The 23,540-nt window shown below is 68.0% G+C and carries 22 protein-coding genes and 1 tRNA gene; 11 read left to right on the forward strand and 12 right to left on the reverse strand.

Annotation, left to right across the window (positions count from 1 at the left end; genetic code table 11):
- Nucleotides 1-30 precede the first annotated feature (30 nt).
- The 5 genes from FB474_RS19090 to FB474_RS19110 form a co-directional block, all read right to left on the reverse strand.
- Entirely contained in the window at nt 31-543 is a 513-nt protein-coding gene (locus FB474_RS19090) for a pyridoxamine 5'-phosphate oxidase family protein (RefSeq protein ID WP_141790421.1), read from the reverse strand.
- 221 nt (nt 544-764) lie between these two features.
- A complete protein-coding gene (locus tag FB474_RS19095) occupies nt 765-1,151 on the reverse strand; it encodes a YunG family protein (RefSeq protein ID WP_141790422.1) in 387 nt (128 codons plus the stop codon).
- Between the two features lie 226 nt (nt 1,152-1,377).
- The gene (locus FB474_RS19100; RefSeq protein ID WP_246092622.1) at nt 1,378-2,316 is read right to left on the reverse strand and encodes a DUF1254 domain-containing protein; all 939 of its coding nucleotides are present in this window, start codon (nt 2,314-2,316) and stop codon (nt 1,378-1,380) included.
- A 20-nt stretch (nt 2,317-2,336) separates the two neighbouring features.
- Nucleotides 2,337-3,002 carry a hypothetical protein gene (locus FB474_RS19105; RefSeq protein WP_141790423.1) on the reverse strand — a complete coding sequence of 222 codons (666 nt, stop codon included), beginning with the start codon at nt 3,000-3,002 and terminating at the stop codon, nt 2,337-2,339.
- A 476-nt stretch (nt 3,003-3,478) separates the two neighbouring features.
- Nucleotides 3,479-3,871, reverse strand: coding sequence for a DUF6228 family protein (locus FB474_RS19110; protein ID WP_141790424.1), 393 nt, complete (start codon nt 3,869-3,871; stop codon nt 3,479-3,481).
- Between the two features lie 937 nt (nt 3,872-4,808).
- Between FB474_RS19110 and FB474_RS19115 the strand changes: the two genes are divergently transcribed.
- Entirely contained in the window at nt 4,809-7,586 is a 2,778-nt protein-coding gene (locus FB474_RS19115; RefSeq protein ID WP_185746271.1) for an HD domain-containing protein, read from the forward strand.
- Nucleotides 7,587-8,189: 603 nt separating this feature from the next.
- Nucleotides 8,190-8,999, forward strand: a complete 810-nt coding sequence (locus tag FB474_RS19120; protein ID WP_141790426.1) for a hypothetical protein — start codon at nt 8,190-8,192, stop codon at nt 8,997-8,999.
- Nucleotides 9,000-9,107: 108 nt separating this feature from the next.
- Here the strand turns inward: FB474_RS19120 and FB474_RS19125 are convergent, their stop codons facing one another.
- Nucleotides 9,108-9,539: an NUDIX hydrolase gene (locus FB474_RS19125; protein ID WP_141790427.1), complete on the reverse strand. Its 432-nt coding sequence runs from the start codon at nt 9,537-9,539 to the stop codon at nt 9,108-9,110.
- Between the two features lie 48 nt (nt 9,540-9,587).
- Between FB474_RS19125 and FB474_RS19130 the strand changes: the two genes are divergently transcribed.
- From FB474_RS19130 to FB474_RS19155, 6 genes are all read left to right on the forward strand, one after another.
- A complete protein-coding gene (locus FB474_RS19130; RefSeq protein WP_141790428.1) occupies nt 9,588-10,361 on the forward strand; it encodes a GntR family transcriptional regulator in 774 nt (257 codons plus the stop codon).
- Nucleotides 10,362-10,468: 107 nt separating this feature from the next.
- Entirely contained in the window at nt 10,469-10,936 is a 468-nt protein-coding gene (locus FB474_RS19135; RefSeq protein WP_141790429.1) for a plasmid replication, integration and excision activator, read from the forward strand.
- A gap of 35 nt (nt 10,937-10,971) precedes the next feature.
- Nucleotides 10,972-12,582 carry an FtsK/SpoIIIE domain-containing protein gene (locus FB474_RS19140; protein WP_221632685.1) on the forward strand — a complete coding sequence of 537 codons (1,611 nt, stop codon included), beginning with the start codon at nt 10,972-10,974 and terminating at the stop codon, nt 12,580-12,582.
- Nucleotides 12,579-14,126, forward strand: coding sequence for a replication initiator (locus tag FB474_RS19145; RefSeq protein ID WP_141790431.1), 1,548 nt, complete (start codon nt 12,579-12,581; stop codon nt 14,124-14,126). Before FB474_RS19140 ends, FB474_RS19145 begins: the two co-directional genes overlap by 4 nt.
- Before the next feature lie 11 nt (nt 14,127-14,137).
- Nucleotides 14,138-14,371, forward strand: coding sequence for a helix-turn-helix transcriptional regulator (locus FB474_RS19150; protein ID WP_185746272.1), 234 nt, complete (start codon nt 14,138-14,140; stop codon nt 14,369-14,371).
- Nucleotides 14,368-15,507 (forward strand): tyrosine-type recombinase/integrase, encoded by a 1,140-nt coding sequence (locus tag FB474_RS19155; protein ID WP_141790433.1) that lies wholly within the window; start codon nt 14,368-14,370, stop codon nt 15,505-15,507. Before FB474_RS19150 ends, FB474_RS19155 begins: the two co-directional genes overlap by 4 nt.
- A gap of 81 nt (nt 15,508-15,588) precedes the next feature.
- Here the strand turns inward: FB474_RS19155 and FB474_RS19160 are convergent.
- Nucleotides 15,589-15,665: transfer RNA gene (locus tag FB474_RS19160), tRNA-Pro, on the reverse strand.
- A gap of 120 nt (nt 15,666-15,785) precedes the next feature.
- The gene (locus FB474_RS19165) at nt 15,786-16,718 is read right to left on the reverse strand and encodes a metallophosphoesterase (protein ID WP_141790434.1); all 933 of its coding nucleotides are present in this window, start codon (nt 16,716-16,718) and stop codon (nt 15,786-15,788) included.
- Between the two features lie 52 nt (nt 16,719-16,770).
- Between FB474_RS19165 and FB474_RS19170 the strand changes: the two genes are divergently transcribed.
- The gene (locus FB474_RS19170; protein ID WP_141790435.1) at nt 16,771-17,232 is read left to right on the forward strand and encodes a GatB/YqeY domain-containing protein; all 462 of its coding nucleotides are present in this window, start codon (nt 16,771-16,773) and stop codon (nt 17,230-17,232) included.
- Between the two features lie 90 nt (nt 17,233-17,322).
- Here FB474_RS19170 and FB474_RS19175 read toward each other — a convergent pair whose 3' ends face one another.
- Nucleotides 17,323-19,740 (reverse strand): penicillin-binding protein, encoded by a 2,418-nt coding sequence (locus FB474_RS19175; RefSeq protein WP_141790436.1) that lies wholly within the window; start codon nt 19,738-19,740, stop codon nt 17,323-17,325.
- A 170-nt stretch (nt 19,741-19,910) separates the two neighbouring features.
- On the opposite strand from FB474_RS19175, the gene FB474_RS19180 reads away from it, so the two are divergent.
- Nucleotides 19,911-20,234: a WhiB family transcriptional regulator gene (locus FB474_RS19180; RefSeq protein ID WP_141790522.1), complete on the forward strand. Its 324-nt coding sequence runs from the start codon at nt 19,911-19,913 to the stop codon at nt 20,232-20,234.
- Between the two features lie 126 nt (nt 20,235-20,360).
- Here FB474_RS19180 and bagB read toward each other — a convergent pair whose 3' ends face one another.
- From bagB to FB474_RS19195, 3 genes are read right to left on the reverse strand one after another with little or no spacing between them, the layout of a single operon-like run.
- Nucleotides 20,361-21,521 (reverse strand): ArsA family ATPase, encoded by a 1,161-nt coding sequence (gene bagB, locus FB474_RS19185; RefSeq protein WP_141790437.1) that lies wholly within the window; start codon nt 21,519-21,521, stop codon nt 20,361-20,363.
- Nucleotides 21,521-22,543 carry an ATPase BagA gene (gene bagA, locus FB474_RS19190; RefSeq protein ID WP_141790438.1) on the reverse strand — a complete coding sequence of 341 codons (1,023 nt, stop codon included), beginning with the start codon at nt 22,541-22,543 and terminating at the stop codon, nt 21,521-21,523. Before bagA ends, bagB begins: the two co-directional genes overlap by 1 nt.
- Nucleotides 22,544-22,553: 10 nt before the next feature.
- The gene (locus FB474_RS19195; protein WP_221632686.1) at nt 22,554-23,348 is read right to left on the reverse strand and encodes an alpha/beta hydrolase family protein; all 795 of its coding nucleotides are present in this window, start codon (nt 23,346-23,348) and stop codon (nt 22,554-22,556) included.
- Nucleotides 23,349-23,384: 36 nt separating this feature from the next.
- Here FB474_RS19195 and sp36 point away from each other — a divergent pair, with 36 nt between their 5' ends.
- Complete coding sequence (sp36, locus tag FB474_RS19200) at nt 23,385-23,540, forward strand: Sp36 family protein (protein WP_141790440.1); 156 nt, start codon at nt 23,385-23,387, stop codon at nt 23,538-23,540.

Raw genomic sequence — 23,540 nt, forward strand, 5'->3', positions numbered from 1 at the left:
GGCAGTTGGGGGCGGTCGCCTCCGGCAGGTTCATGCTCGCCATGTCTGGCGGGGTCGGTAGCCCTGGCGGCGCAGCCAATGCTCGGTGTACACGATCCTCGTGGGCGTGATGATCGTCAGCGGGTCGCTGGGTGGTTCGTCAAGCGATCGCCCGCGTTCGACGTGGTCGGACTGCCAGCGGAAGGCCTCCCAGTAGGGCTCGACCTCAGGGTCGTGGCGTTCGAGGGTCCTCGCGGTGCCGAACAGCTGCGCGCCCCGGCTACTGACCTGACCGATCAGGGTAGCCGCGATTCCCGCGGACACGCGCGGATCGCGTCGGAGGTTGCGGGACTTCACGGAGGCGTTCCAGCTCGTGTAGAAGACCTCGAAGCCGAGGCTGAAGTAGCGAACGGGTGTCGCGGTCGGACTGCCGTCGTCATTGACCGTCGCGATCACGGCCAGGTTGTGCGTCGAGAGCAGGTTCAGGATGCGCTCTTCGAGCTGCTCCCGAGGCAGGTCGCGATCGGGTGAGGGTCCGGCGAGCCAGGGGTTCGAGAGAGGCATGCGCCAGTCTCCCAGCGATCAGAGCACCGGCGCGAGGAGACTCCATGAATGCCGACGACCAACTTCCTGTCATCGGCAGATCCGGGAAGGCGGCCTTACCCGGGTCGACGGCTCGCGGCGGAAAGACGCACCTCACTCTTCGCGGCATGAGCGTGCGCTTCCTGTGACATGCACATGACGCCGCGCGAAGCAGGCTCGCAAGATCGGCGCGTCCGCGCCTGCTACGAGCGCAGGGCGGCGGCGACTCGCTCCTGGAGGAGTTGGAACGGTTGCTCGCCTGCCGTGGAAGAGTTCCGTCCTGTTGTGACCCGGCGCTGGTTGATTAGCGATTCGGCGGGAGTGAACTGGTCCCGTGTCAGATCGAGTTCGACTCCGCCGGGCGTCACGTTCCAGTAGTGCACACCATCCACCCGGCCCTCGTACTCGACGTCGGCGACCATCAGATCGCCACCGAGCAGACTCTGGATGACGAGGGCGGTCGTTCCGCACTGACCTCGCGATGGCTGCCCGCTGCCCCGTGCCATGTAGTCAGCTGAGGCGAAGAAGGTGTCGGGCCCCCAAGACGAGCGCACCGCTGCTTCGACCTCGCTCAAGGTCCACGTCGGCATGGACGTATTGTGCCGCAGGGGGCAAGGCCCACGGGCGACGATCCTTCGGACGAGTGACATCCACTCATCGGCGGTCAGTAAAGGCGCAGATGCCCGACTGGCGGCGGAAAGACGCACTCACGCATCGCGGCATGTGGGGATGTTTGTGCTGGGCTACCCCTCGGCAACCGCCGCGCGTGTCCCCAGCGCAGCTGATCAGTGCCCGGTGAGTGGCCTGGTCGTGGCGTCAGTGGATGGGGTGGACGGCTGGGAATGTCCACGTGTGGTCGAGGATCTCGGGGCGCGGCCGGTAGAGCCGCACGGTGTAGTTCCAGCCGTCCATCAGGCGGAGGCAGTTGGGGCGCCCGTCGGAGCAGCCGCCGAGGTGCACCACCACTGAGCCGTCGGGCTCCTTGACCGCGGTGAACTGGTTGATGGTGCAGCCGCCCTTGTCGCTGTCTTCGAAGAAGCCATCGGCGTTGTACAGCGAGATCGACCAAAACGCGTCGACGGGCACGTCACGCACGGTGATGCGGTATTCCCCGACGGGGAGGCCGGGGTCGACCGTGGCGTAGAACGCCTCGCTCTCCGGCAGGCCACCCCAGCCCATCCCGGTGCCGATGAGGTGGCGCACGGGGTCGACGGCATTCTTCGTGCCGAACATGCCGGTGGCCCCCGCGACGGTGCGGCCCAAGGTGAGCAGGGCGGCGCGCACCTCGTCGAGGGACTCCTTGTCGTACTCCGGGGTGGTCATGGGCTCGGCTGAGCCGGCCGTGACCGCGAACCCGTCCTGCACCGCGTTGGCGGCGGCGACGTCGGCCGGGTCGGCGGGGTCGGCCAGGACCCGGCCGACGAGCGTGACGTAGCGGGTGCCGTGCTCGGCCACCTGGAGCCGGTGCTTCCCGGGTTCGTGGATCACCTGGTTGGTGAAGTGGTCTGCGTTGACCACCGCCAGAGAGAGGTAGCGGGCGCCGGCGTAGGGAAGCGTGACCACGGCGCCGTCCGCGAGGTCCACCACCGCGAAGCTGTAGAGGGTGTCGCGGTTCATCCGCACGACGGTCTGCTGGTCCAGCGGGGTCGGCACCCGTACGTGGTGGAAGCGGTTGACGCCACCGCCGGCCGACATGAGGTTCGTCATCATCCGCGCGGTCTCCGCGCGGACGAAGTTGTCCACGGTGACCTTCACCGGGGCCTCCAATGCCGCCCTTACTCCCACGGGTCGAGGTTCCCGACGCCGTCGATCAGGCCCTGGTACATGTTGGCCAGGTCGTCGGGCACGATGTTCGCCAGCCCGGTGGTGGTGATGACCAGGTCCTGCGGGAGCGCCACGGTCCGGAACCGCCACCCCTCAGGTAGGGCCAGCCGCTCACCCAGCGATGGCAAGGTCGCCTCGGTCAGGTCGTGCGCGATGTGGTCGGTGAAGGTCTGCATGACCCAGGTGACCTCGTCCGGGGACCGCAGCAGGTGAACCGGCTTTCCGGCGACGAACTCGTACACGCTGTTGCGGTGGATCTGGGTGCGCCGGTACGCCAACGCAGACTGGTCCTGCCCCGGGTCGAACCCGGCGGGCATGTGCATCTTTGCCACCAGGTTGAACGGCACACCATTGAACGTGGCGGGCTCACCGACCAGGTCGATCGTGAGCACGTCCATCATCCAGAAGCGGCGGGGGTTCTTCCACACCAGGTCGCACCCGTGCTCCGCGGCCAGCGCCTCGACGTCGATCGCCGTGAACTCCTCGTCCGGGCACGGCCCGCACCCGGTCGTGTTGTACACCAGCGCATCGAACCCGTCCGGGCCTCGCGTCAGGAGGAACAGCTCGCCCTGCGGATACGCCCGCATGCCCTCAACCCGAATCGTCGTCTCGATCATGAACCGAACGTACGACGGCGGCACCCAACCCGCCCTCACCCTGAAGGGATGACCGCGGCCACCGCGACCGTCGGGCCGCCAACCGGCAAACCCGAACGTCTTCTTGGTGTCGCTGCGCCGGTTCGACGTCAAGCCCGGCGGCCCGGCAAGGGAGGTGACGCTCCGCCGCACCCTCGGCCAGGGATTCAGCCGGCTGCTTCGGCCCAGGGGACCAGCTCTTTGTCACGAAGGTGCGCCGCAGCGGCCTCTGACCTGCAGTGATGGGGGTCGCGGTGACAGGACTTGAACCTGCGGCCTCTTCGTCCCGAACGCGCCCCTGCGTTTTGGTGATTCTCGATTACGTTGCAGCACAGTGCATTTCGCGTAGGGCACTACGAGCCATTACATGGGTTTTGCGGGTCTGCGGGCTCGCGGAGGGCTCGCGAACTGAGGATGGACGGGTGCGGGCTCCGGGGTTGTCGGCGCCCCATTGGGCCCTACGCGAGGGCCAGCTCCAGGTCCGTAATCACGCGGCTCAATTCCTCGCCTGGTTCGAGCTGAAACTCGCCCTGAGCGACCCAGTTCGAAGGGTCGAGGTTGTTGCGAAGCTGGGCCCTGATGATCACGTGGCCGTCGTGTGTGGCGTCGAGAGAGAGGTCGCCCTCGAGGGACCGATACCTCTTGACTCCTGCCCATCCGCGCCAATGGTCGGCGAGGTCTCGAAAGTAGATGACCAACTGGTTCGACCCGGACGAGGAGTAGGAGGTGCCAACGACCGACTTGGACGCCACGAAGTCAGGGAAGGTGAGCTGCACCGCCAACATGTCGAGGTCGGCATCATCGGCATTGATGCGCAGTCCGTGGGGCGTCCCGATTGCGACCTCGACCATGGCGGCGAACCTAGCGTGGCAACAAGCGTCCCGCCATGCATTAGGTGTGCCGAGCGGCCGGCCAAACTGGCCCAAATGAGGGGGCCGACTTCAAACCGCGGAAAACGCGTTGGCCCTGCGGGAAGCGACTCGAGCGGCCCGATTCCGTGCTCGGCGGGCCCCATCCGTTGGTGGTTGCTCGGAGGTCAGTCGGGTGCGACGTCTCTTCTCTGTGGGAGACCCGGGGGAGGTCTAGCTTTGATTCATGGAGCCGGGGAGCAAGGCGCCGACCCCGAGGACGCGAGCAGCAACGTATGTGGTCGCTGGTATCGGGGTGGCCATTTCCTTGGCGCTGGTGATCGCATGGGTGATCCCGAGGATCGTTGGTCTGCTCATCGTTGGCCTCATCGTTGGCTGGCTCTTCTGGCGGCGTTCAACCCCGCCACCGTCGGCGTAAGGGTTGCCAAGCAGCGCGCGAACGCGGGTCTGCGCATTGACCGCGACTTCGGCGGCTGGGTGTTTGCCCGCTGCGATGCGGGTACGGGGGCCATGTCGACGGGGTTGAGCAGCCAGCCCCCTCGGCTGGGCGCAGCTGGGGCTTCGGGTAGCCGGCCACGAGCGGGCCTCCGTCGTCGCCAGCGCTTGAGACGTTGACCGGGGGAGGAGGTGAGGCGGGGCATTCCGACTGGATCGGCATGCCCCGCCTCGTTGTTGCGTCCTGGCCCGGCTCAGCCCGTGAGCGCGTAGCGGTGGGGTGCGCGAGGACGGCGCGAAGCGCCGCCCGCAGTGCGGGGTCCCACCGGCGAAGCGCGGAGGGCGTGGCCGGGCCGGGTCGCGCGGCGGAGCCGCGCCTTGAGCCAGTACGGAAAGTCTTCACCAGTCCGCGGAAGTGCCCCTGTCGCCGCCACTATGCTTCGACGGCTAGTACATGAGCGCATGTCGTAGACGGGGACCCTACGTGAGCTACCAGGAAAGCCGGACTTGGCAACGGACTCTCGGATCGAGAGACGATGACCCGCACGCGGAGCAGCGGCAGAAACTGCGGGCTGGATTCGAACAATTCCGAGCCCGGGTTGAGCCCCTGGCCTCTGAGATTCCGCTGAGTGTGCCTGGCTATACGGACCACTCCATATCGCATTGCGACAGCCTGTGGAGCGTCGTGGATATGCTGGTCTCGCAAGAATATCCAATCAATCCCGCGGAAGCGTTTGTGCTTGGCGGCACTTTCTTGATTCACGATTTGGGAATGGGTGTCTCTGCGTACGGGGCCGGAGTCCGAGAGATAGTTGACGCCACCGATTGGCTCGATCTCCTTGCGTCAATGTATCCGGACACGTATCGGGCCATTCAGAATGAACTAAAGCGGTCTCTGGATGACAACCCAAATTGGGACGGGATTACTGACCCGAAAGCCAAGGCCGCTCTTACTGCTTACCTCCGCGCCAACCACGCTGATCATGCCAAAGCCATCATGACGCAACGCTGGAAGACGTCGAATGACGAGGATTTCTTTCTCCTTGAGGACGCCGAACTTCGGCACTACTTCGGGGAACTTATTGGAGAATTGGCTCGAAGTCACTGGCAGGACGTGCAATCTCTTCCGGCGAGATTCGGCAAGGTGCGAGGGGCGGTGCCGAAGATGCCGGCGGATTGGACAGTTGATCCCCTCAAGCTAGCGTGCATCTTGCGCACTTCGGATGCAGCGCAAGTGGATAGTCGGCGAGCCGACCCTCTGCACACGCCTTTTAGGCAGCCGCAAGGTGAGTCGAAAAACCATTGGCTGTTTCAAGAGCGGATGTTGATGCCTCACCCGAAGGATGGCCGTCTCGTGTACACGAGCACACGAGACTTTACTATCGACCAGGCATCCGCCTGGTGGCTCGCTTTCGACACGATTCAAATGATCGACGGAGAGCTCCGCAAGGTGGATGCAATCTTGGCGGACCTGAGGCGGCCAAGATTGGATGTCAGGTCAGTGGCCGGGGCGGATACGCCGACACGTCTTTCCGAATATATTCGCGCCACGGACTGGGTTCCTATTGACGCGCGCCCCGTAATCAACGACACCGAAGGAGTGATTGCAAAACTTGGTGGGCAGGCACTGTATGGGCACCGCCAGGGGCACGTGGTTCTCCGGGAACTTCTGGCAAATGCAGTGGATGCTACTCGGCTCAGGGCGGCCGAAGACCCACAGAGCGTCATCCAACCCGTGCGTGTCACGGTGACGCAAGATTCGGACGGAAGATTCGTCGTTGAGGTCGCCGACCAAGGAATAGGTATGACTGTGGAGGAGGTTGTCAACTTCCTCTGTGCCTTTGGCACATCGGGGTGGAATTCCTACGCCACTCGAACGGAGCATCCGGGAGCATTGGCGGCTGGCTACCGGTCGACGGGCCAATTTGGGATCGGCTTCTATAGCGTTTTCATGCTTGCTGACGAGGTGACTGTCCAGTCTCGCTCCACGAATGTGGGGCCAACGGAAACCGCGATCCTGCATTTCTCAAACGGCCTTCATGAGCGCCCGGTGTTGCGCGTTGCCAACTCACGTAACGACTGGCGGCGTGAGCCTGGCACTTCGATCAGTTTCGTGCTGCGTAATGGTGCTCAGGGAATCAGCGAACTAGTAAGCTCATTCGACCCGATCACCGATTTGTCAGACCTCGGTAGGGTCTTAACTGGCCAGACGCGCAGAGCCGCCCTGCTTTGCGGAATGCAAATTCTGGTCCAATGCCTTGGTGGCGCTGAGTACGAAGCGACAAGCGTCGTCCCATGGCGTGAGATGGACCCCGGAATCCTATTTGATCAACTGTACTTTCCAGACACGCAGTACTCGCAGTCGGCGGAGTATGCGCGATGGAGAAGGAACTTTGAGCGATACTCGCGCCCAGTATGTGGAGAGAATGGCGAAACCATTGGGCGCCTTTCTTTGAATTTGGATCCTGAGCAGCGCCCCCACGCCTACAGGGGTCGCACGCCGGGTAGGATCTATTGCGGTGGGTTCATCGCAAATGAAGTTCATGACATCGGTGGCGTACTCCTGGCTGAGCCCGACACGGCGGCGCGCAGCTCCACTCGTGCGGGCCTATCGCTCCGTGAGGGTCGCCGGTGGTTTGAGGAACAAGTTGAATTGTTGGGTGGCGAACTCGCCAACATTAGTGATCGACTTACTGTGGCCACTTGGGCCATCAATATGGGCGTGCCCCTCGAGGATCAGCCCTTTGTTCTCGGTAAGGGCGGCCCCTTGACTCCGGCCGCTTTTCAAGAATGGGCGCTGGATCGTGACCGTATCGAGATCGTCGATTTGATCGGCAACACCGCTGATTATGGAGATGGAACGCTAGTTTTCCTTGATGCGTCTAACGATGCACTGGTGAGATTGGGTGACGATATGGTCTCGTGCCCGTCGACCGAAGACTTTGACCTCATTCGATTCATCGAGGGCCCCATTGGCGGGGAACTTGAGTTTGCTGATGAATTTTTCTGTACGGGTGAGTCGATTCAGGAATGGTGGATCGATAGCGCGACGTCAGTCGCCGGAGAAGTGGTTCGGCGAGCCGCAGCCGCATGGGGGGTCAGCGTGATCGACCTCTTGAGGGCCTCGTGGCACTGTGAGCAAAGTTGGGAAGAAGACAGCGGCCTAGAGATCCTTTCCGTCCGAGGTGAGAAGCTTCGCGTGTCGGGCCTTGCGCTAGTTCGGCCAACTGCAAATTCGCCAGTGGCAGCGCCGTCAGTGTAGTCGAGGTGGTTATCTCGTTCCCGTGCATTCAAGTTGCATCGCCGGCGATGTCGCCGACGGCCGTTTGTGTTTAGGGATACAGGTTCGCGCCGGCTAGTGCTGTGGGCTACGTTTCTCGCAACGCTGTGGGACTTGCAAGGGTTGCGATATTGAAATGTGGGTTCGCCGCGTTGCCAGGAACACCCGCAGCGCTGGCTGCACATTTCGGTGTCACGAACCGATTGCCCGACGGCGTAACGGAGCCGGGGGCGCCAGGCGGCGTTCCGCGGATAGCATCTTGTGTTCCGGCTCGCGTGGGACCGGGGCGACCCCGAGCAGTGTGGACAGGAGCGTAGGCTTCTCTCGTCTGGAAAGGGTCGCGATGTGGGGCAGGGGCGTATGGCGCGGTTGGGCGTTGGGTTGGATCGTCAACTCACCATCCCTGTTGACTTAGGCACCATCAGCAAGAGTCAGCAGTGGACTCCACTGGATTTCGCGTACGCGAGCCCGGCGCTGATGCTCACCTGGCGTGAGCTGCTAGTGGCTGGGTTGCGCGTGGGTAGGCCCAGTTGGCTAGCCCAACTGAGCGCATTTTGGCCCGCGAGGCTTGAGGCCGTTAGGAGAGTGCTCCACCTCCTGTCGCATCTGGGGGAGATGCAATTCGGTGCAAGTGCGGGTCTCGTTCGCACGCGGATATTTGACGATGAAGATGGCAGTGAGAAGGCATTCTCTTCGTACGCAATGGGGATGGCGCTGTGCCAGGCCTACGCATCTCGCGTGTACGCCATGCCAGCCCTCGCGCACTATGACGCCCTTCACGGATCCAGGGGGCTAAGACCGGATCTGGTGCTTCCGTGGGCGCCAAAAGACGTATTTTTTGAAGCGAAAGGTCGTTTCAGAAGACTGCGCAACGAGGCAATGGCTAACGCTGTTGACCAGCTCTTTGGGCACCCGTTTGCCTCGAGGATGAAGGCGGGTGTTGTCACCGCCGGGTGCTTTTCAGGGCCAAGTTCCCGGCTTTCTATGCATGTCCGGACCTTGATGCCTTCCCAGATTAGCGCATACGCCACAATTAGCGCCCTCCAGGGGCGCGACGACGCAAGTGCCCTTGAGTCGTTTGGGGTAACGGGTTCATACCTGTTGGGCCTAGCGCTCACGGGTAACTTTGCCCGACTGACCTTGCAGGAACTCGACGGCGCCCCTTATCTGTGCGGGGTTGATGGCCAATCTGGCCTGGTGATTGGATTGGCTGCCTCGCAAGTTCCCCGCGTGTGGGAGGGGGTCGCGCGCGAGATGCATCTGGACGTGCAGGGCGAAGCGCTATTTGAGCGGGTTGCGAGCGAAAGCGCTATCTATGAGTGCCGTGACCTTGCTGAAGTTTCGGAAATCGCCATCGGCTGGACATCCGACACGGGAGTCCTGCTGGCCGGATGACGCGGGGTTGGTCCGAGTGGGGGAGTCCCCCACGGCGTGCTGCCTCGTCGACGGAGGGGGCAGGGTTGTGGACGTTCCGCTGAGGGGGTCGCCCGTGATCGCGTTCGGTTAGCTCCGCTCGAGGATGTCGGTCCCATCGTGGGCGCGGCTGGCGGGAACGTCAGCCAATGCGTCGTGGACACGTATTGCGAATGCTGGCGTCATGAGGCTGTCCACGTCGTCGCGGACTACCCAGAGGACGCGGCGGGCCTCGTCGGAGGGCTCGGCTGCACCTGAAGCTGCCCTGCATCGATAGACCAGGGCGACGATGTCTCGCGTCATGTTCTTGTAGACGCCTGTTAGTCGCTCGACCTCGACGGTGATGCCGGTTTCCTCGCGGACCTCGCGAATGACGCCCTGTTCGAAAGTCTCGCCGGGCTCGAGGATGCCCCCAGGCGCTTCCCAGGCTCCGTTGTCGCGTCGCTGGATGACGAGAACATGGCCGGCCTCGTCGATCACGACGCCCGCCACGCTGACTGAGTACTTCGGCTGGTCACCCATCTGTCTTCACCGTGTGTCAGGCTAGAGCACTAGGTGAATGGAGGAGTGGTGATCGAGCTCGGGCAAGTTGATCGTGGGGCCGATGCTGCGCCGTTCAAGCAGATTGCGCGCCAGTTGCGTGAGGCGATCACGGATGGACGGCTTGAGCCCGGGGCCCGTATGCCCACCGAGCAGCAGCTCCTCGAGCACTACGGCGTCGCCCGCATGACCGTCCGTCAAGCCATGAACCAGCTCCGCTCCGAAGGGCTTGTTGTCGCCGAGCAGGGTCGAGGGGCCTTCGTTCGTACGGCGCCGCCTGTGCGACGGCTCGCATCCGAGCGGTTTGCCCGGAAGCACCGTGATGCCGGTAAGGCCGCCTTCATCGCCGAGACCGAAGGTCTGGGCAAGCCCAGTGTCGACAGCCTCCACGTCACGGAAGGGCACGCCCCGGACCGCGTGCGTGAGCTCCTGGGGCTGCGCTCCAACGCCAAGGTCGTCTCCCGGGACCGTCGATACCTGGTCGACGGCACGCCTGTTGAACTGGCGACCTCGTACGTGCCGCTCAGCATTGCCAGGGGCACCCCCATCACGCATGAGGACCCCGGTCCAGGCGGCATCTATGCGCGCATCGAAGAGCAAGGACACCGCCTCGTCTCCTTCACCGAGGAAGTAGCCGCGCGGATGCCCTCTCCGGAGGAGAAGCGGGCTCTGAGGCTGCCTGACGGCACGCCGGTGCTCACCGTGCTGCGCGTCGCCTTCGCCGAGGATGGTCCCGTCGAGGTAACTGAGACCGTCAAGGCGTCCCACTCCTTCGTCCTGGAGTACAGCTTCCCCGCTGTCTGATCGGTCCTTGACCGAACCTTGAATCCCTTCCGGTTGCGGATTGGTCTAGACGACTGCACTCTGGAGAAAGGCTAGACGACTAGCCGCAATGACAGGAGGCGGTCGAGATGGCAATTCAGCAGCGGATCCCGGTGGCGTTCGAGGGCATCTTCCCGGCCGGGGCGTACATGGTCGGCGAGGTCGAGGCCTTGGAGGACTACGACGCGTTGGTGGCAGCGAAGAACGCCGGCAAGGAGCCCGGTGACATCCAGCTGCGGGACAAGGTCACCGGACTCCGGGTCTGGCAGGTCCGGGTGGTCGATGCGGACCCGGAGGCCCGCAAGGGTGAGACCGAGCTGGTGATCAAGATCGGCGCGGAGGTGCAGCCGGTGCCGCCGCCGAAGATGGATGGGCTGCCGTTCCGGCCGGTGGTCTTCGAGGGGCTGACCCTGACGACGTGGATCGATGAGTCCCGGTCCCGGCCCAAGGTGGCCTACTCGATCCGGGCCACCGCGATGGCCGCCCCGAAGGGCAAGGGCACGTCCCAGCCCAGCGGTAACGGCAACGCCAGCGGCAGTGCCAAGGCGGCGGCCTGATGGGTTCCAACCTTGCGGCGGCTCGGGTGTCCTTCGTGGATGCTCGGGCCGCCGCTGCGTTGTCGGCCCGTACGGCTCGGTTCCTCTGGGCTGTCCTGCGGGCTGCTCTGGTCTGGGTGCGCGGACACCTGCGCTGGGTGCTCACCCTCGTCGGATTCGCAGTCATCCTGCGGCTGCTTGGCAACCAGATCGGCTCGCGGGAGGTGCTGGCCCTGGCCTTCGGCCCCGCCTTGGTCGCGGCAGTCTGGTCGACGTGCTCACCCATGAGCTACGAGCGTCTGTGCGCTGGTCCGGCTCGTCGGGCGCGGTGGCGTCGGTGGATCCGGAAGAACTGGCCGCACCTCTCCCGGGAGTGTGGCCTCTCGGTCTCTCGCGCCACGAAGGCCCGCACGTTCGGGCTCGTCCCCAAGGAGGGGTCCCGGTTCGTGGCCTCCCAGTCCCAGACGGTGACTGTGTGGTCGCATCCGCGGCTGATGGACGTCACCACGGTGGGGTCGTTGCTTCGGCTGACGATCCGCACCCGCACCGGACAGACCGTTCAGGACCTCGAGAACGCGGCCGCACCACTCGCTGCCGCTGCGGGCGCCCACGCCTACCGGTGTGTCCAGATGACGCCCTCGGCGGTCGAGGTCGTCCTGGTCATGCGGGACTCGCTTTCGCAGGCCCGCCCGGCCGAACTGCCGGAGGCGGCGCACCTCAACGCCGTCACGCTGGGTAGACGACAGGACGGCACCCCGTGGCACCTGACTGTGACCGGGCGGCACACCCTCGTCGTCGGGTGCTCCGGTTCGGGCAAGGGCTCGGTCTTTTGGGGTGTCTGCGCCGGCCTCGCTCCGGCTGTGCGGGCTGGGCTGGTGCGGTTGTGGGGCGTGGACCTCAAGCGCGGGGTCGAGGTCGGCATGGGTCGCGGCATGTTCGCCGCCGTCGCGACCAACCCCAGTGAGGCGGTGGCCCTGCTGACCCGACTGCTGGCCGTCCTCGAGGAGCGCGGGAACCGGATGGCCGGCATCACCCGGCTCCACCAGCCGACCCAGGCCGACCCACTGCACGTCCTGGCGATCGACGAGCTGGCCGTCCTGACCGCCTACACAGACCCGGAGACGAAGAAGGAGGCCTCCCGGCTGCTGGCCGAGATCCTGACCCAAGGCCGGGCGTTGGGCGTGGTGGTCCTGGCGTGTGTGCAGGACCCGCGCAAGGAGGTCGTCGGCCTGCGCGGCTTGTTCACCCAGACCATCGCCCTGCGCCTGCGCTCGGCCGAGGAGACCCGCATGGTCCTCGGCGACGGCATCGCCACCATTGCTCCGGCGCACCGGATCAGCCCCGCCATGCCCGGCACCGCGTGGGTCGTCGAGGAGGACGGCAGTGCGGATCGTGTTCGCGCGGACTGGTGGTCAGATCAACTGGTGCGACAGGTCGCGGCCCGCCACCCGGCCCCGGTCGTCGAGGACCTCCTCGCCGCGCGTGGGGGACAGGGGAAGACCCACACGTGCGACGTTCCTGCTTCGGACTCGGTCGGGGTGCGGGCCGCGCCTGTGCCGGGGAAGCGTACGTCACAAATGCCCCAAAAGGAACGCCGGCCCCGGGCGTCTCGTACGTCCCGCACATCCCAGCGCGGCACCTCCGACGACGGCAGCAGCGCGGCATGACTGACACGGGCCGCTCCAGCCTGGCTTCCTCGCCCGCCTCGTTTCCGGGGTTTGGCGAGGAGGCCGGGCTGGACCTGTCCGTGCCCAATGCACGGGTCGCCGGGGAGATCGCCAACCGGCTCGTCTCGCGGGGCTTCCGGGAGTGGTCCGACGCGCTGGCTCGGGTCGGCAACTGCGTCAACCCGATCCGCCTGCGCGGCCGCTCGATCACGGTCGACAAGCGCACCGGCGAGGTCGTTGGCACCTACTCCAGCGAGCACGAGCACAACGGGGTCACCCTGATCCGCTGCGGCAACCGGCGTGCCAGTGAGTGCCCGGCCTGTTCGCGGATCTACGCCGCGGACATGTTCCACCTCATCCGGACTGGGGTGACCGGTGGCAAGGGCGTCCCCGACACCGTGAGCGAGAACCCGCTGGTGTTCGCCACGGTCACCGCCCCGTCGTTCGGGCTGGTCCACGGGCTACGGGAGAACGGCCGCCCCTGCCGCGCCCGGTCGGGCAACCCCCGCTGTCAGCACGGCCGCCCACTCACCTGCATGAAGGTCCACGCGGAGGGCGACCCCGCACTGGGGCAGCCGCTCTGCGCCGACTGCTACGACTACGAGTCCCACATCGTCTGGCAGTGGTGGGCCCCCGAGCTCTGGCGCCGGTTCACCATCGCTCTGCGCCGCGTGATCGCGCACGCCCTCGGCGTCCCCGCCACACGGCTCGGAGACCACGCGACGCTGCAGTACGCCAAGGTCGCCGAGTACCAGCTGCGGGGCCTGATCCACTTCCACACCTTGGCCCGCCTCGACGGCCCGAAGACCGACGGCGGCTTCGCCCCGGCTCCGGACCTCATCGGCGCGGCCCGCCTCGCCGAGCTGATCGCCGAGGCCGCCGCCTCGGTCCGGTTCACTGCCCCGCCGATGTTCGACGGCGACGCCTCCCGGGTGCTGGCCTTCGGTGCCCAGGTCGACTCCCGCGCGGTGCGGACCTCCCGGCGCACCGACGACCCCGATCAGGCCTTGTCCGCCGAGCAGGTCGCCGGTTACCTCGCGAAGTACTCGACCAAGTCCGCCACGGACACGGCCGCGACCGGGAATGCACACCTGCGCCGCATCCGGGCCACCGCGCGTGACCTCGCCGACGCCGCCCACCTGCACACCGCCGAGGCAACCGGGGGAGACGTCGACGCCATGGCCGAGGCTCCGTACGCGCTGCTGGGCAAGTGGGTGCACATGCTCGGCTTCCGGGGTCACTTCGCATCCAAGTCGCGTCGGTACTCGGTCACGTTGGGTGGCCTGCGCCGGGCCCGTCGCCGCGCCCAGTCCCTCATCCAAGAGGCCAAGGCCGAGGGCCGGCCCCTCGATCTCGCCTCGATGGAAGCCGACCTCATGGCCGACGACGCCGAGGAGACCACGTTGGTCCTCGGACAGTGGGAGTTCCTGGGCACCGGGTGGGCCACCGAGGGCGAGACCGTGCTCGCGACGGCCGCAGCTGCGCGCGCCCGTGAGTACGACCAGTACAAGGCGCAGGTCCGCAGGAACGGCAAGAACCGATGACAGGAGAAGTGATGGACAGCGAATGGAATGTGCGGGAGCCCCTGCTGAACGTGCAGCAGGTGGCCGACTACCTGGGCGTCTGCAAGCGGACGGTCTACAACCTTCGCAACGAGGGCAACTTCGCGCCGGGGACCAAGATCGGCCGGAAGGTCATGTGGCGCGAATCGGTCCTCAAAGCCTGGCTCGAGGAAGCCACCGAGGCGCCGGGGGAGTCGGCGGTCTACAAGTTCCGGAGCGCCGGGTGAGCATCTACAAGACGCCGAACGGCAAGGCGTGGCGGGCCTTCCTGAAGTACCGAGGACACCGCGACTCCCGGACCTTCACCCGGCGTCAGGACGCGGTGCGGTGGCTGACGGAGCAGAAGTCGGAGATCGACCGCGGCTCGTGGCTCGACCCGTCCCGCGGCCAGATCCACTCCAGCGACCTCTTCGAGAAGTGGCTGGCCACCCGGGACGTGGAGGGCTCGACCCGCCGTAACGACCGGGCGCTGTGGCACTCCTACGTCGACAACCGGTTTGGCCGGGTCCCGGTGGCCTCGATCTCCGCGCCGATGGTCCGGGAGTGGGTCGCGGGCCTGGCCACGAAGAAGGGCCCCGCGGCTCCGAGGACCAAGCGGGACGCGCTGCGGGTGCTGCGTGGTGTCCTGGGCTACGCGGTCGAGGACGGCCGAATCCCTCGCAACCCCGCGGTGGGCATCAAGATCGCGGGCACCAAGGGCACGCCGGGTCAGGCGCTCTCGCTGGCAGAGCTGAGGGTCTTCGTCGCGGCGCTGAAGCCGCCGCACCACGAGGTCGCCCTCGTGCTCGCCCTCGCAGGCCTGCGCTGGTCGGAGATCGCCGCCCTCGACGAGCGCGACGTGATCCGCGACGACGACGGCCGGCTGTTCCTGGCCATTCGGCGGCGCCACGTCCTCGACGAGGAGGGCAAGCGGGTCACCCTGCCAGGGACCAAGGGCGGCCGGTCGGTCACGCGGATGGTCCCGGTCCTCCCAGAGCTGGTGCCGATCATCGAGCGCCACCAGACCGGCCACCCCCACGCGCCGCTGTTCCCCTCGCCGCGCGGTGCCCGGCTCGACTCACGGCACTGGCGACGCGACGGCGGGTGGAAGGAGGCGTGCGAGCTCGTCGACCGCGTGGGCCTGCGCCCGCACGACCTGCGGCACACGGCCGCCACCGCGTGGCTGCGGATGACCGGCGACCTCAAGGCGGTCCAGTCCCTGATGGGTCACAGCACGGCGAGCATGACGCTGGACCTCTACGCGCACGTCCTCAACGACACCCTGACCCGGGCTGCGGACGTGATGGCCAAGGGGCTGGCGGAAGCGGCCGAGATCGACGGCCAGGGCACGCGCGAGCCCGGCCAGAACAGCGAGGGCTCGTAATGGGCTCGCGAGTGGCTCGAATCGTTCCGAGCGATGAGGTCGCAGGGAGCCTCAAACCGGCTCTGACCTGCGGAAACACAATGGTCGGGGTGACAGGATTTGAACCTGCGGCCTCTTCGTCCCGAACGAAGCGCGCTACCAAGCTGCGCCACACCCCGTGGCTGTCGTGCACCACCCGAGGGCAGCGAGAAGAGAGAATAGCCGAGCCCCCGCCCAGTCACCGAATCGGGTCCCCGGCAAGCCCCTGACCAGCGCGCAAGCCAACGCCCGGCCCGGCCTCAGGACCCCTTGGCCACCAGCGTCAGCAGCGTCGCCTCGGGCCGGCAGGCGAACCGCACCGGCGCATACGGCGAGGTGCCCAGCCCGGCCGAGACCTCCATCCACGCCGCGTCCGCTGGCGCCGCCGACGACGGCAGCGAGCCCGCCCCAGGCCACCACCGCGAGACGCCCTTGGCCCGCTTGCGGTCCAGGTCGCAGTTGGTCACCAGCGCCCCGTAGAACGGCACACAGAGCTGCCCACCATGCGTGTGGCCCGCGATGACCAGCCCGGCACCGTCGGAGGTCATCTCGTCCAGCACCCGGGTGTACGGCGCGTGCGTGACCCCGATGGTCAGCTCACCGGACGGCGTCTCCAGCTCGGAGCGACCGGGGTAGCGGTCGTAGTTCAGGTGCGGGTCGTCGACGCCGACGAAGTCCAGGTCGTGCCCGGCGACCTCCAGGGCCGCCCGGGCGTTGGTCAGGTCCACCCAGCCGGCCTTGGCGAACGCGTCGACCAGGTCGGAGGTCGGCAGTGGCTGCCCGCCCAGGCCCTTGCGGTAGCCGTTGGTCAGGTAGCGCGCCGGGTTCTTCGGCGACGGCGCGAAGTAGTCGTTCGAGCCGAGCACGAACACGCCCGGCAGCTCCAGCAGCGGCTCCATCGCCCGCACCGCGGCGGGCACCGCCTCGAGGTCGGCCAGGTTGTCGCCGGTGTTGACCACCAGGTCCGGCTCGAGCGCGGCCAGCCCGCGGACCCACTCGATCTTGCGCCGCTGCCGCGGCACGAGGTGCAGGTCGGACAGGTGCAGCACCCGCAGCGGCGCCGCCCCGTGCGGCAGCACCGGCACGGTGTAGCGGCGCAGCGTGAAGGCGTTGCGCTCGATCAGGGAGGCATAACCGAGGCCCGTCGCGCCAACGGCGAGGGCCCCGAGGGCGGTGCGCGTGAGTCCGTTCATCGCCCCCATCCTCGCAAACACCGGCCCCCGGCGGGGTGGGAGACTGCGACCCATGACCGAGACCTCGCTCAAGACGACCCTCCAGACCGCGCTCACCGAGGCCATGCGTGAGCGCGACCAGGTCCGCGCCGGCACCCTGCGGATGACCCTCACGGCCGTCACCAACGAGGAGGTCTCCGGCAAGGAGGCGCGCGAGCTCTCCGACGACGAGGTGCTCAAGGTGATCACCAAGGAGGCCAAGAAGCGCCGGGAGGCGGCCACGGCATACCAGGACGCAGGGCGGGCCGAGCTCGCGGACCGCGAGCTCGCCGAGCTGACCGTGCTGGAGGCCTACCTGCCCCAGCAGCTCAGCGACGAGGAGCTCGACGCGCTGGTCGCCAAGGCGGTCCAGGACTCCGGTGCCACCGGTATGCCGCAGATGGGCCTGGTCATGAAGGCCGTCCAGCCGCTCGTGGCCGGCCGGGCCGAGGGTGGGCGCATCGCCGCCGCCGTGAAGAAGGCCCTCGCCGGCTGACCGGCTCGGGGCGCGCCCACGCCGCGTCCTGACGCGACAGCGCCCGCCACCTTGCTCAGGTGGCGGGCGTTGCGTCACTTCCTGGGCTTCTTACCCTTTCGGTGGCCCTGTGGTCTTTGGTGGCTTGGGGGTCGGACTTTTGGAGGGCTGGGGCGTCGTGGTCGTCGCGGTCGTCGACGGTGTCGGCGCGGCCGGAGCCTTGCCGTTGGAGTAGGTCACCACCACCGTGGAGCCCCGGACCGCCCGACTCCCGGCGCCAGGGGAGGTCGACAGCGCCGTGCCGGCCGGCTGCGCGGAGTCGACCGCCTGGCCCTTGACGCCGTTGAAGCCGGCGGCATCGATCTGCTGGATCGCCTGGTCGACCGGCAGCCCACCGACGTAGGGCACCACGATCTGGTCGCCGAACATGACCTTGTCGCTGGCGCCGCCGAACTGCTGGACGGGCATCCCTGCGGAGGCGTCATCCATGATCGCCTTCCACGTGGGCGCGGCGACCGTGGCACCGAAGATGATGGGGTAGAAGTGGCCCGCGAGGGTCATGTTCTTCAGCGCGCGCATGTTCTTGATGTCCGCGTCCTGGACGTTGCCGACCCACACGGCAGTGGACAGCTGCGGGGTGTAGCCGGCGAACCACGACTGGTGGTTGTTCTCCGCGGTGCCCGTCTTGCCGGCCGCCGGACGGCCGCCTGCCAGCTCGTTGCCCGCCGCGGTGCCCTCCGTCAGCACGTGCGTGAGGACCTCGGTGGTCCCGTTGGCGACGTTGGCGTCGATGGGCTTGGTGCACGTGGTCTTGCCCACCGGCAGGGTCTTGTGGTCCCAGGTGGAGACCGCCAGCACCGGCACCGGGGTGCAGTAGGTGCCCCGGGCGGCGAGCGTCGCGTAGGACGCCGCCAGCGTCAGCGGCGAGGTGTTGTCCGACCCCAGGGTGACCGGCGCGGGCCAGTTCTGGATCGGTTCACCGGTGTCGCTCCGGTGCAGGCCCATCGAGGTCATGACGTCGCGCACGTGGGTGCAGCCGAGCTTGGCCACCAGGCCTGCGAAGGCGGTGTTGATCGAGTCGGCGGCCGCCTTGACGAGGGAGATCCGGCCGACGGCTGACCCCTCGTCGTTGCGGACCGGGTAGCCCGGCGGGGCGGGGCGGCAGTTGTCGGTGTACTCGCCCGGACTGAACAGCGCGGGGATCTTCGCCGTCGCGGGCTTCGCATAGAGCGTGCTGTTGACCGGCATCCCGGCCTTCAGGGCCGCCACGACGGCATACATCTTGGCCGTGGAGCCGAACGAGAAGCCGGCGGAGCGGCCGTACTTGTAGTCCACGTTGTAGTTGAGCTCGGTGGTGCCGAAGCCCTTGCGGCCGGTGTAGTTGAAGTTCTGCGCCATGGCCAGCACCTGGCCGGTCCCGGGCTGGACGACCGACGCGGCCGCGCCCACCCGTTCGCTGTTGCCGATCGGGACGCGGGAGACCAGCTGGCGCAGGGCGTTGTCCTGGATCCGCGGGTCGAGGGTGGTCTGGATCGTCAGGCCGCCGGTGGTGATCGCGTTGACCCGCTCCTTGACCGTCCTGCCGAGGCCGGGCTGCTCCTTGAGCCAGTTGATGACGTACTGGCAGAAGTAGTTGTACCCCGGTCGCGCCGCGGCGCAGGAGCTCTGCCCCTGGGTGACCTTGAGCGCCAGCTTGGACGCCCGGGCCTGGGTCCACTGGGCGTCGGTGATGAGGCCGAGGTCGTGCATGCGGTCGAGCACGACGTTGCGGCGGGCCAGTGCGCGGTCGGGGTGGTGGACCGGGTCGGTGCTGGAGGGCAGCTGGACCAGCCCGGCCAGCAGCGCCGCCTGCTGCAGGTTGAGCTTGCTGGCGGGGATGCCGAAGTAGTGGTGCGACGCGGCCTCGACGCCGTAGGCCTGGTCGCCGTAGTAGACCAGGTTGAGGTAGCCCTCGAGGATCTGGTCCTTGGTCAGCTTCTTCTCCAGCGTGACCGCGAACTTGAGCTCCTGCAGCTTGCGCTGGTAGCTCTTGGCGACCGCAGCCTGGGCGGCCTCCTTGTCGTTGTTGCGCAAGGCGTTCTCCTGCAGCGTGATCTTGACGTACTGCTGCGTGAGGGTCGAGGCGCCCTGGGTGTTGCCGCCGTTGGCGTTGGAGATGAGCGCGCGGGCGATGCCGTGCAGGTCGACGCCGCCGTGCTCGTAGAAGCGGGAGTCCTCGATCGCCACCTGCGCCTGGCGCATGATCGGGGCCACCTTGGACAGCGGCACGACGATGCGGTTCTCGTCGTACGGCGTGGCGATCAGCGATCCGTCCGCGGCGAGGATCCGGGACTGCTGTGACAGCGGGGACTGCTTGAACTCACCCGGAAGGGAGTCGAAGGCCTGCACCCCCGAGCGGGCGGCGGCGCCGGTGGCGCCGGCAAGCGGCATGACCAGCCCCGCTCCGAGCAGCCCCATGACCACCGAGGTGGCCACGAGGGCGCCGAGCAGACTGGTGATGCTGGCGAGGTTGGTGGCGCGTCCCTGCATGCCGGCCAGCATACGTGCGGACCCCACCTGATCAGTGACTAGTCACTTTGGGGGTGTCCCGAACTATCCGTCCTAGTCATGGTCCTGACCTGTGCTTGCTCCCTATCGTCGAAGCATCGAGAACGGACGATCTGTCCGTTTTGAGAGCAGGGAGGCCAACCGTGACCGTCATGACTTCGCGCAGCACGAGCGCTGGAGCCGGTCGTCGCGTGTGGGTCGAGGACTGGGCTCAGCAGGGGGCTTGCGGCAAGGCCGATCCGGACGCGTTGTTCGTCCAGGGCGCCGCACAGCAGATTGCCAAGCAGATTTGCATGGGCTGCCCTGTCATCGCCGAGTGCCTCGCCGACGCGCTCGACAACCGCACCGAGTTCGGGGTGTGGGGTGGGATGACCGAGCGCGAGCGTCGGGCCCTGCTCAAGCGCCGCCCGAACGTCCCCTCCTGGCGGGCCGTCCTCGAGACCGCCCGGCTCAACGCCGACCGACCGGCCTCCTGACCCACCGACACCGCGCCGCCCCGGCTCCCCGCCGCGGGCGGCGCTGTCGTGTGTATCCCGCGCCGCTCACCTGAGCGGGTCGCGGACCGCCCGCCTGACCGGTCCGGCCGCCCCGAGCACCCGGCGTCAGCCGCCGGCCAGCGACTCGCCGACCGCCCGCAGCCCCTCGAGGTCGTGGATGTCCTCGGCGGCCGCCGCCACCTGCACCACGGGGATGCCGGGGTGGCCGGCGCTGAACCGGCGGGCCAGCCCCTGGTGGCGGGTGGCGACCTCGGCCCGGGCGGCGTGCACCCGCAGCAGGCCCTCGGTGACCTTCGCCGAGGGCGAGCCCTCCTCGGCGAGCTGCTCGGCCGCGGCGAGGGCGCGACCGCTGGAGAGCCCGGGCGCCTGCACGGCATACATGCGGTTGATGACCACCCCGGTGAGCGGCATCTGCTCCTCGGCGAGGCGGTCGACGAAGAAGGACGCCTCGCGCAGGGCGTCGCGCTCCGGCGCGGCGACCACGAGGAAGGCGGTGCCGCCCTCCTGGAGCAGGGAGTAGGTGGCCTCGGCGCGCTCGCGGAAGCCGCCGAACATCGTGTCCAGGGCCGCCACGAAGGTCTGCACGTCGGTGAGCACCTGGGCGCCGAGGATCTTGTTCATCGTCTGGGTGACCACGCCGACCCCGGCGCTGAAGACCTTGAGGTAGGCCCGGCCGCCGGCCTTGGCCGGGGCGCTGAGCAGCCGGATGAACCGGCCGTCGAGGAACGAGCCGAGCCGCTTGGGCGCGTCGAGGAAGTCCAGCGCGGAGCGCGACGGCGGGGTGTCGACGATGATCAGGTCCCAGCTGCCGTCCTTGTCGGCCCGGGCGCGCAGCTGCCCCAGCTTCTCCATCGCCATGTACTCCTGCGTGCCGGCGAAGGAGCTGGAGACCGCCTGGTAGAAGGGGTTGGCCAGGATCTGCTCGGCCTTCTCCGGGGTGGAGTGCAGCTGCACCACCTCGTCGAAGGTGCGCTTCATGTCGAGCATCATCGCGTCGAGGGAGCCGCCCGCGGAGTCGTCGATGCCCTTGACCGGGCGCGGGGTGTTGTCCAGCGAGGTCAGCCCCAGGGACTGGGCCAGCCGGCGGGCCGGGTCGATGGTCAGCACCACGACGTGCCGGCCCTGTTCGGCGGCCCGCAGGCCCAGTGCGGCGGCGGTGGTCGTCTTGCCGACCCCACCGGCGCCGCAGCACACGATGATCCGGGTGGCCGGGTCGGCCAGCAGCCGGTCCATGTCCAGGGGCACGGGCTTGTCCTTGGCCGCCATCACGCCATCCCCTGGGCGGCCAGCGCGTCGGCGAGCACCCGCACCCCGGCCGGCTCGACGCCCTCGGGCAGCACCGGCAGCCGGTAGGTGGGGCGCTTGAGCGCCAGCACGCCCTGCGCCTCCTGCCGCTCCAGGGCGACCCGGGCGGCGTGGTCGGCGGCCTCGACGAGCAGGCCGTCGACCAGGGCGTCGGTGACCTTGACCCCGGCCCGGGCCAGCTCGGCGGCGACCTCGTCGCGGGGCAGCCCGCCGTTGGCCGCCGGCACCAGCGCCTTCTCCGGCAGCGCCTCGTCGCGGACCTGGTTGATGACCACGCCCCCGACCGGCAGCCTGGCCTCGCGCAGCTCGTGCACGACGTCGACGGTCTCCTGCACCGGCATCTCCTCCAGCAGGGTCACCACGTGCACCACGGTCTGCGGTGAGCGCAGCAGGGTGGTGATCGAGTCGGCCTGCGAGCGGATCGGTCCCACCCGCGCCAGGTCGGCGACCTCGTGGTTGACGTTGAGGAAGCGCACCACCCGGCCGGTCGGCGGGGCGTCGAGCACGACGGCGTCGTAGTGCGGCGGCTCCTTGTGCCCCCGGCCCCGGGGCTCGCGCCGGCGCCGGACCGCCTCGTAGACCTTGCCGATGAGCAGCACGTCACGCACGCCGGGGGCGATCGTCGTGGCGAAGTCGATGGCCCCGAAGCGCTCGAGCACGCTGCCGGCCCGGCCCAGCTTGTAGAAGATCTGGAGGTACTCCAGCAGCGCCGCCTTGGCGTCGACGGCCAGGCCGAAGACCTCACCGCCGTTCTCCGCGTGGGCGATCCGCGCCTCGGTTGCCGCCAGCGGGGCGACGTCGAAGGTCTGGCTGATGCCCTGCCGCCCCTCGACCTCGGCGAGCAGCACCCGCTGCCCCTGGTCGGCCAGCGCCAGCGCCAGGGCTGCGGCCACCGTCGTCTTGCCGGTGCCACCCTTGCCGGTGACGATGTGCAGGCGCACACCCTCCCAGTCGGTGTCCCGCGCGGACGCGTTGCCAGCCATGACCGCGAGCCTAGCGAGCGCCGGCGAGCCCGCGTACGGCGTCCCGCACCTCGGCGAACGCCGGGTGCCCGGGGTCGATCAGCCCGAAGTGCTCACAGGCCGGTATGACGGTCAGCCGCACCGGTGCGTGCTCCCGCGGCGCACCCGCGGGCTGGCGCATCCACTGCTCGTAGGACCGGGACACCTCTACCGGCACGGTCTCGTCGTCGGCGCCGTGCAGCAGCACCACCGGGACCGCCGGGCTGAGCCGGGCCGGGTCGGCGGCGGCCCACGCGGCGTCGGTGGCGGCGTCCGGCTCCCCGCCCATGAGGCTCTGGGCCGCGTCCTCGCCCAGGTGCAGCCGGGCGGTCAGCGCCAGGTCGACGCAGCCGGCCAGCGACACCACCCCGGCGATGCCGTGCGCCCAGGGCTGCCCGGCCGCCCACGCGACGAGGTGGCCCCCGGCGGAGTGGCCCACGAGGACGACCGGGGAGGGGAGCCCGGCGTCGGCCCGGACGGCCGCGACGGCCGCGGCGACGTCCTCGGCGGTGCCCGGCCAGCCGCCACCCGGCATACCGACGCGGCGGTACTCCAGGACCGCCACGTGGAACCCGTCGTCGGCGAACGCCTGCGCCTCGCTGGCCGCGTGCGCCCGGTCGAACTCCGGCTGCCAGAACCCGCCGTGGACCACGACGACGGTGGCGTCGCGGGCCGTCCCGGAGGGCAGCCGGACGTCGTACACCTGGGCCGGGTCGGGTCCGTAGGCCTCGGTGCGGGCCGGCGGGGGAGCGGTCCTGGACAGCACCGCGCGCGGGTCGTTGGTCACGGAAGGCATCGTGCCAGTGGCCGCTAGAGTGCGCCCATGCGCAAATGGGAGTACGCCACGGTGCCGTTGATCGTGCACGCCACCAAGCAGATCCTCGACCAGTGGGGCGAGGACGGCTGGGAGCTGGTGCAGGTCCTGACGGGCCCCGACGGCAACGGTCTGGTGGCTTACCTGAAGCGGGAGAAGGCCTGA

The sequence above is a fragment of the Oryzihumus leptocrescens genome (assembly GCF_006716205.1).
In the GTDB taxonomy this organism is placed as follows: Bacteria; Actinomycetota; Actinomycetes; order Actinomycetales; family Dermatophilaceae; genus Oryzihumus; species Oryzihumus leptocrescens.

Excerpts from the sequence above, each read along its gene's own strand:
- FB474_RS19090 (WP_141790421.1), bottom strand. The coding sequence starts at position 543 with ATGCCTCTCTCGAACCCCTGGCTCGCCGGACCCTCACCCGATCGCGAC.
- FB474_RS19125 (WP_141790427.1), bottom strand. The coding sequence starts at position 9,539 with ATGGGTGACCAGCCGAAGTACTCAGTCAGCGTGGCGGGCGTCGTGATC.
- FB474_RS19175 (WP_141790436.1), bottom strand. The coding sequence starts at position 19,740 with ATGCAGGGACGCGCCACCAACCTCGCCAGCATCACCAGTCTGCTCGGC.
- FB474_RS19170 (WP_141790435.1), top strand. The coding sequence starts at position 16,771 with ATGACCGAGACCTCGCTCAAGACGACCCTCCAGACCGCGCTCACCGAG.
- FB474_RS19150 (WP_185746272.1), top strand. The coding sequence starts at position 14,138 with ATGGACAGCGAATGGAATGTGCGGGAGCCCCTGCTGAACGTGCAGCAG.
- bagA (WP_141790438.1), bottom strand. The coding sequence starts at position 22,543 with ATGGCTGGCAACGCGTCCGCGCGGGACACCGACTGGGAGGGTGTGCGC.
- FB474_RS19110 (WP_141790424.1), bottom strand. The coding sequence starts at position 3,871 with ATGGTCGAGGTCGCAATCGGGACGCCCCACGGACTGCGCATCAATGCC.
- FB474_RS19145 (WP_141790431.1), top strand. The coding sequence starts at position 12,579 with ATGACTGACACGGGCCGCTCCAGCCTGGCTTCCTCGCCCGCCTCGTTT.
- bagB (WP_141790437.1), bottom strand. The coding sequence starts at position 21,521 with ATGGCGGCCAAGGACAAGCCCGTGCCCCTGGACATGGACCGGCTGCTG.
- FB474_RS19165 (WP_141790434.1), bottom strand. The coding sequence starts at position 16,718 with ATGAACGGACTCACGCGCACCGCCCTCGGGGCCCTCGCCGTTGGCGCG.
- FB474_RS19095 (WP_141790422.1), bottom strand. The coding sequence starts at position 1,151 with ATGCCGACGTGGACCTTGAGCGAGGTCGAAGCAGCGGTGCGCTCGTCT.
- FB474_RS19105 (WP_141790423.1), bottom strand. The coding sequence starts at position 3,002 with ATGATCGAGACGACGATTCGGGTTGAGGGCATGCGGGCGTATCCGCAG.
- FB474_RS19135 (WP_141790429.1), top strand. The coding sequence starts at position 10,469 with ATGGCAATTCAGCAGCGGATCCCGGTGGCGTTCGAGGGCATCTTCCCG.
- sp36 (WP_141790440.1), top strand. The coding sequence starts at position 23,385 with ATGCGCAAATGGGAGTACGCCACGGTGCCGTTGATCGTGCACGCCACC.
- FB474_RS19180 (WP_141790522.1), top strand. The coding sequence starts at position 19,911 with ATGACTTCGCGCAGCACGAGCGCTGGAGCCGGTCGTCGCGTGTGGGTC.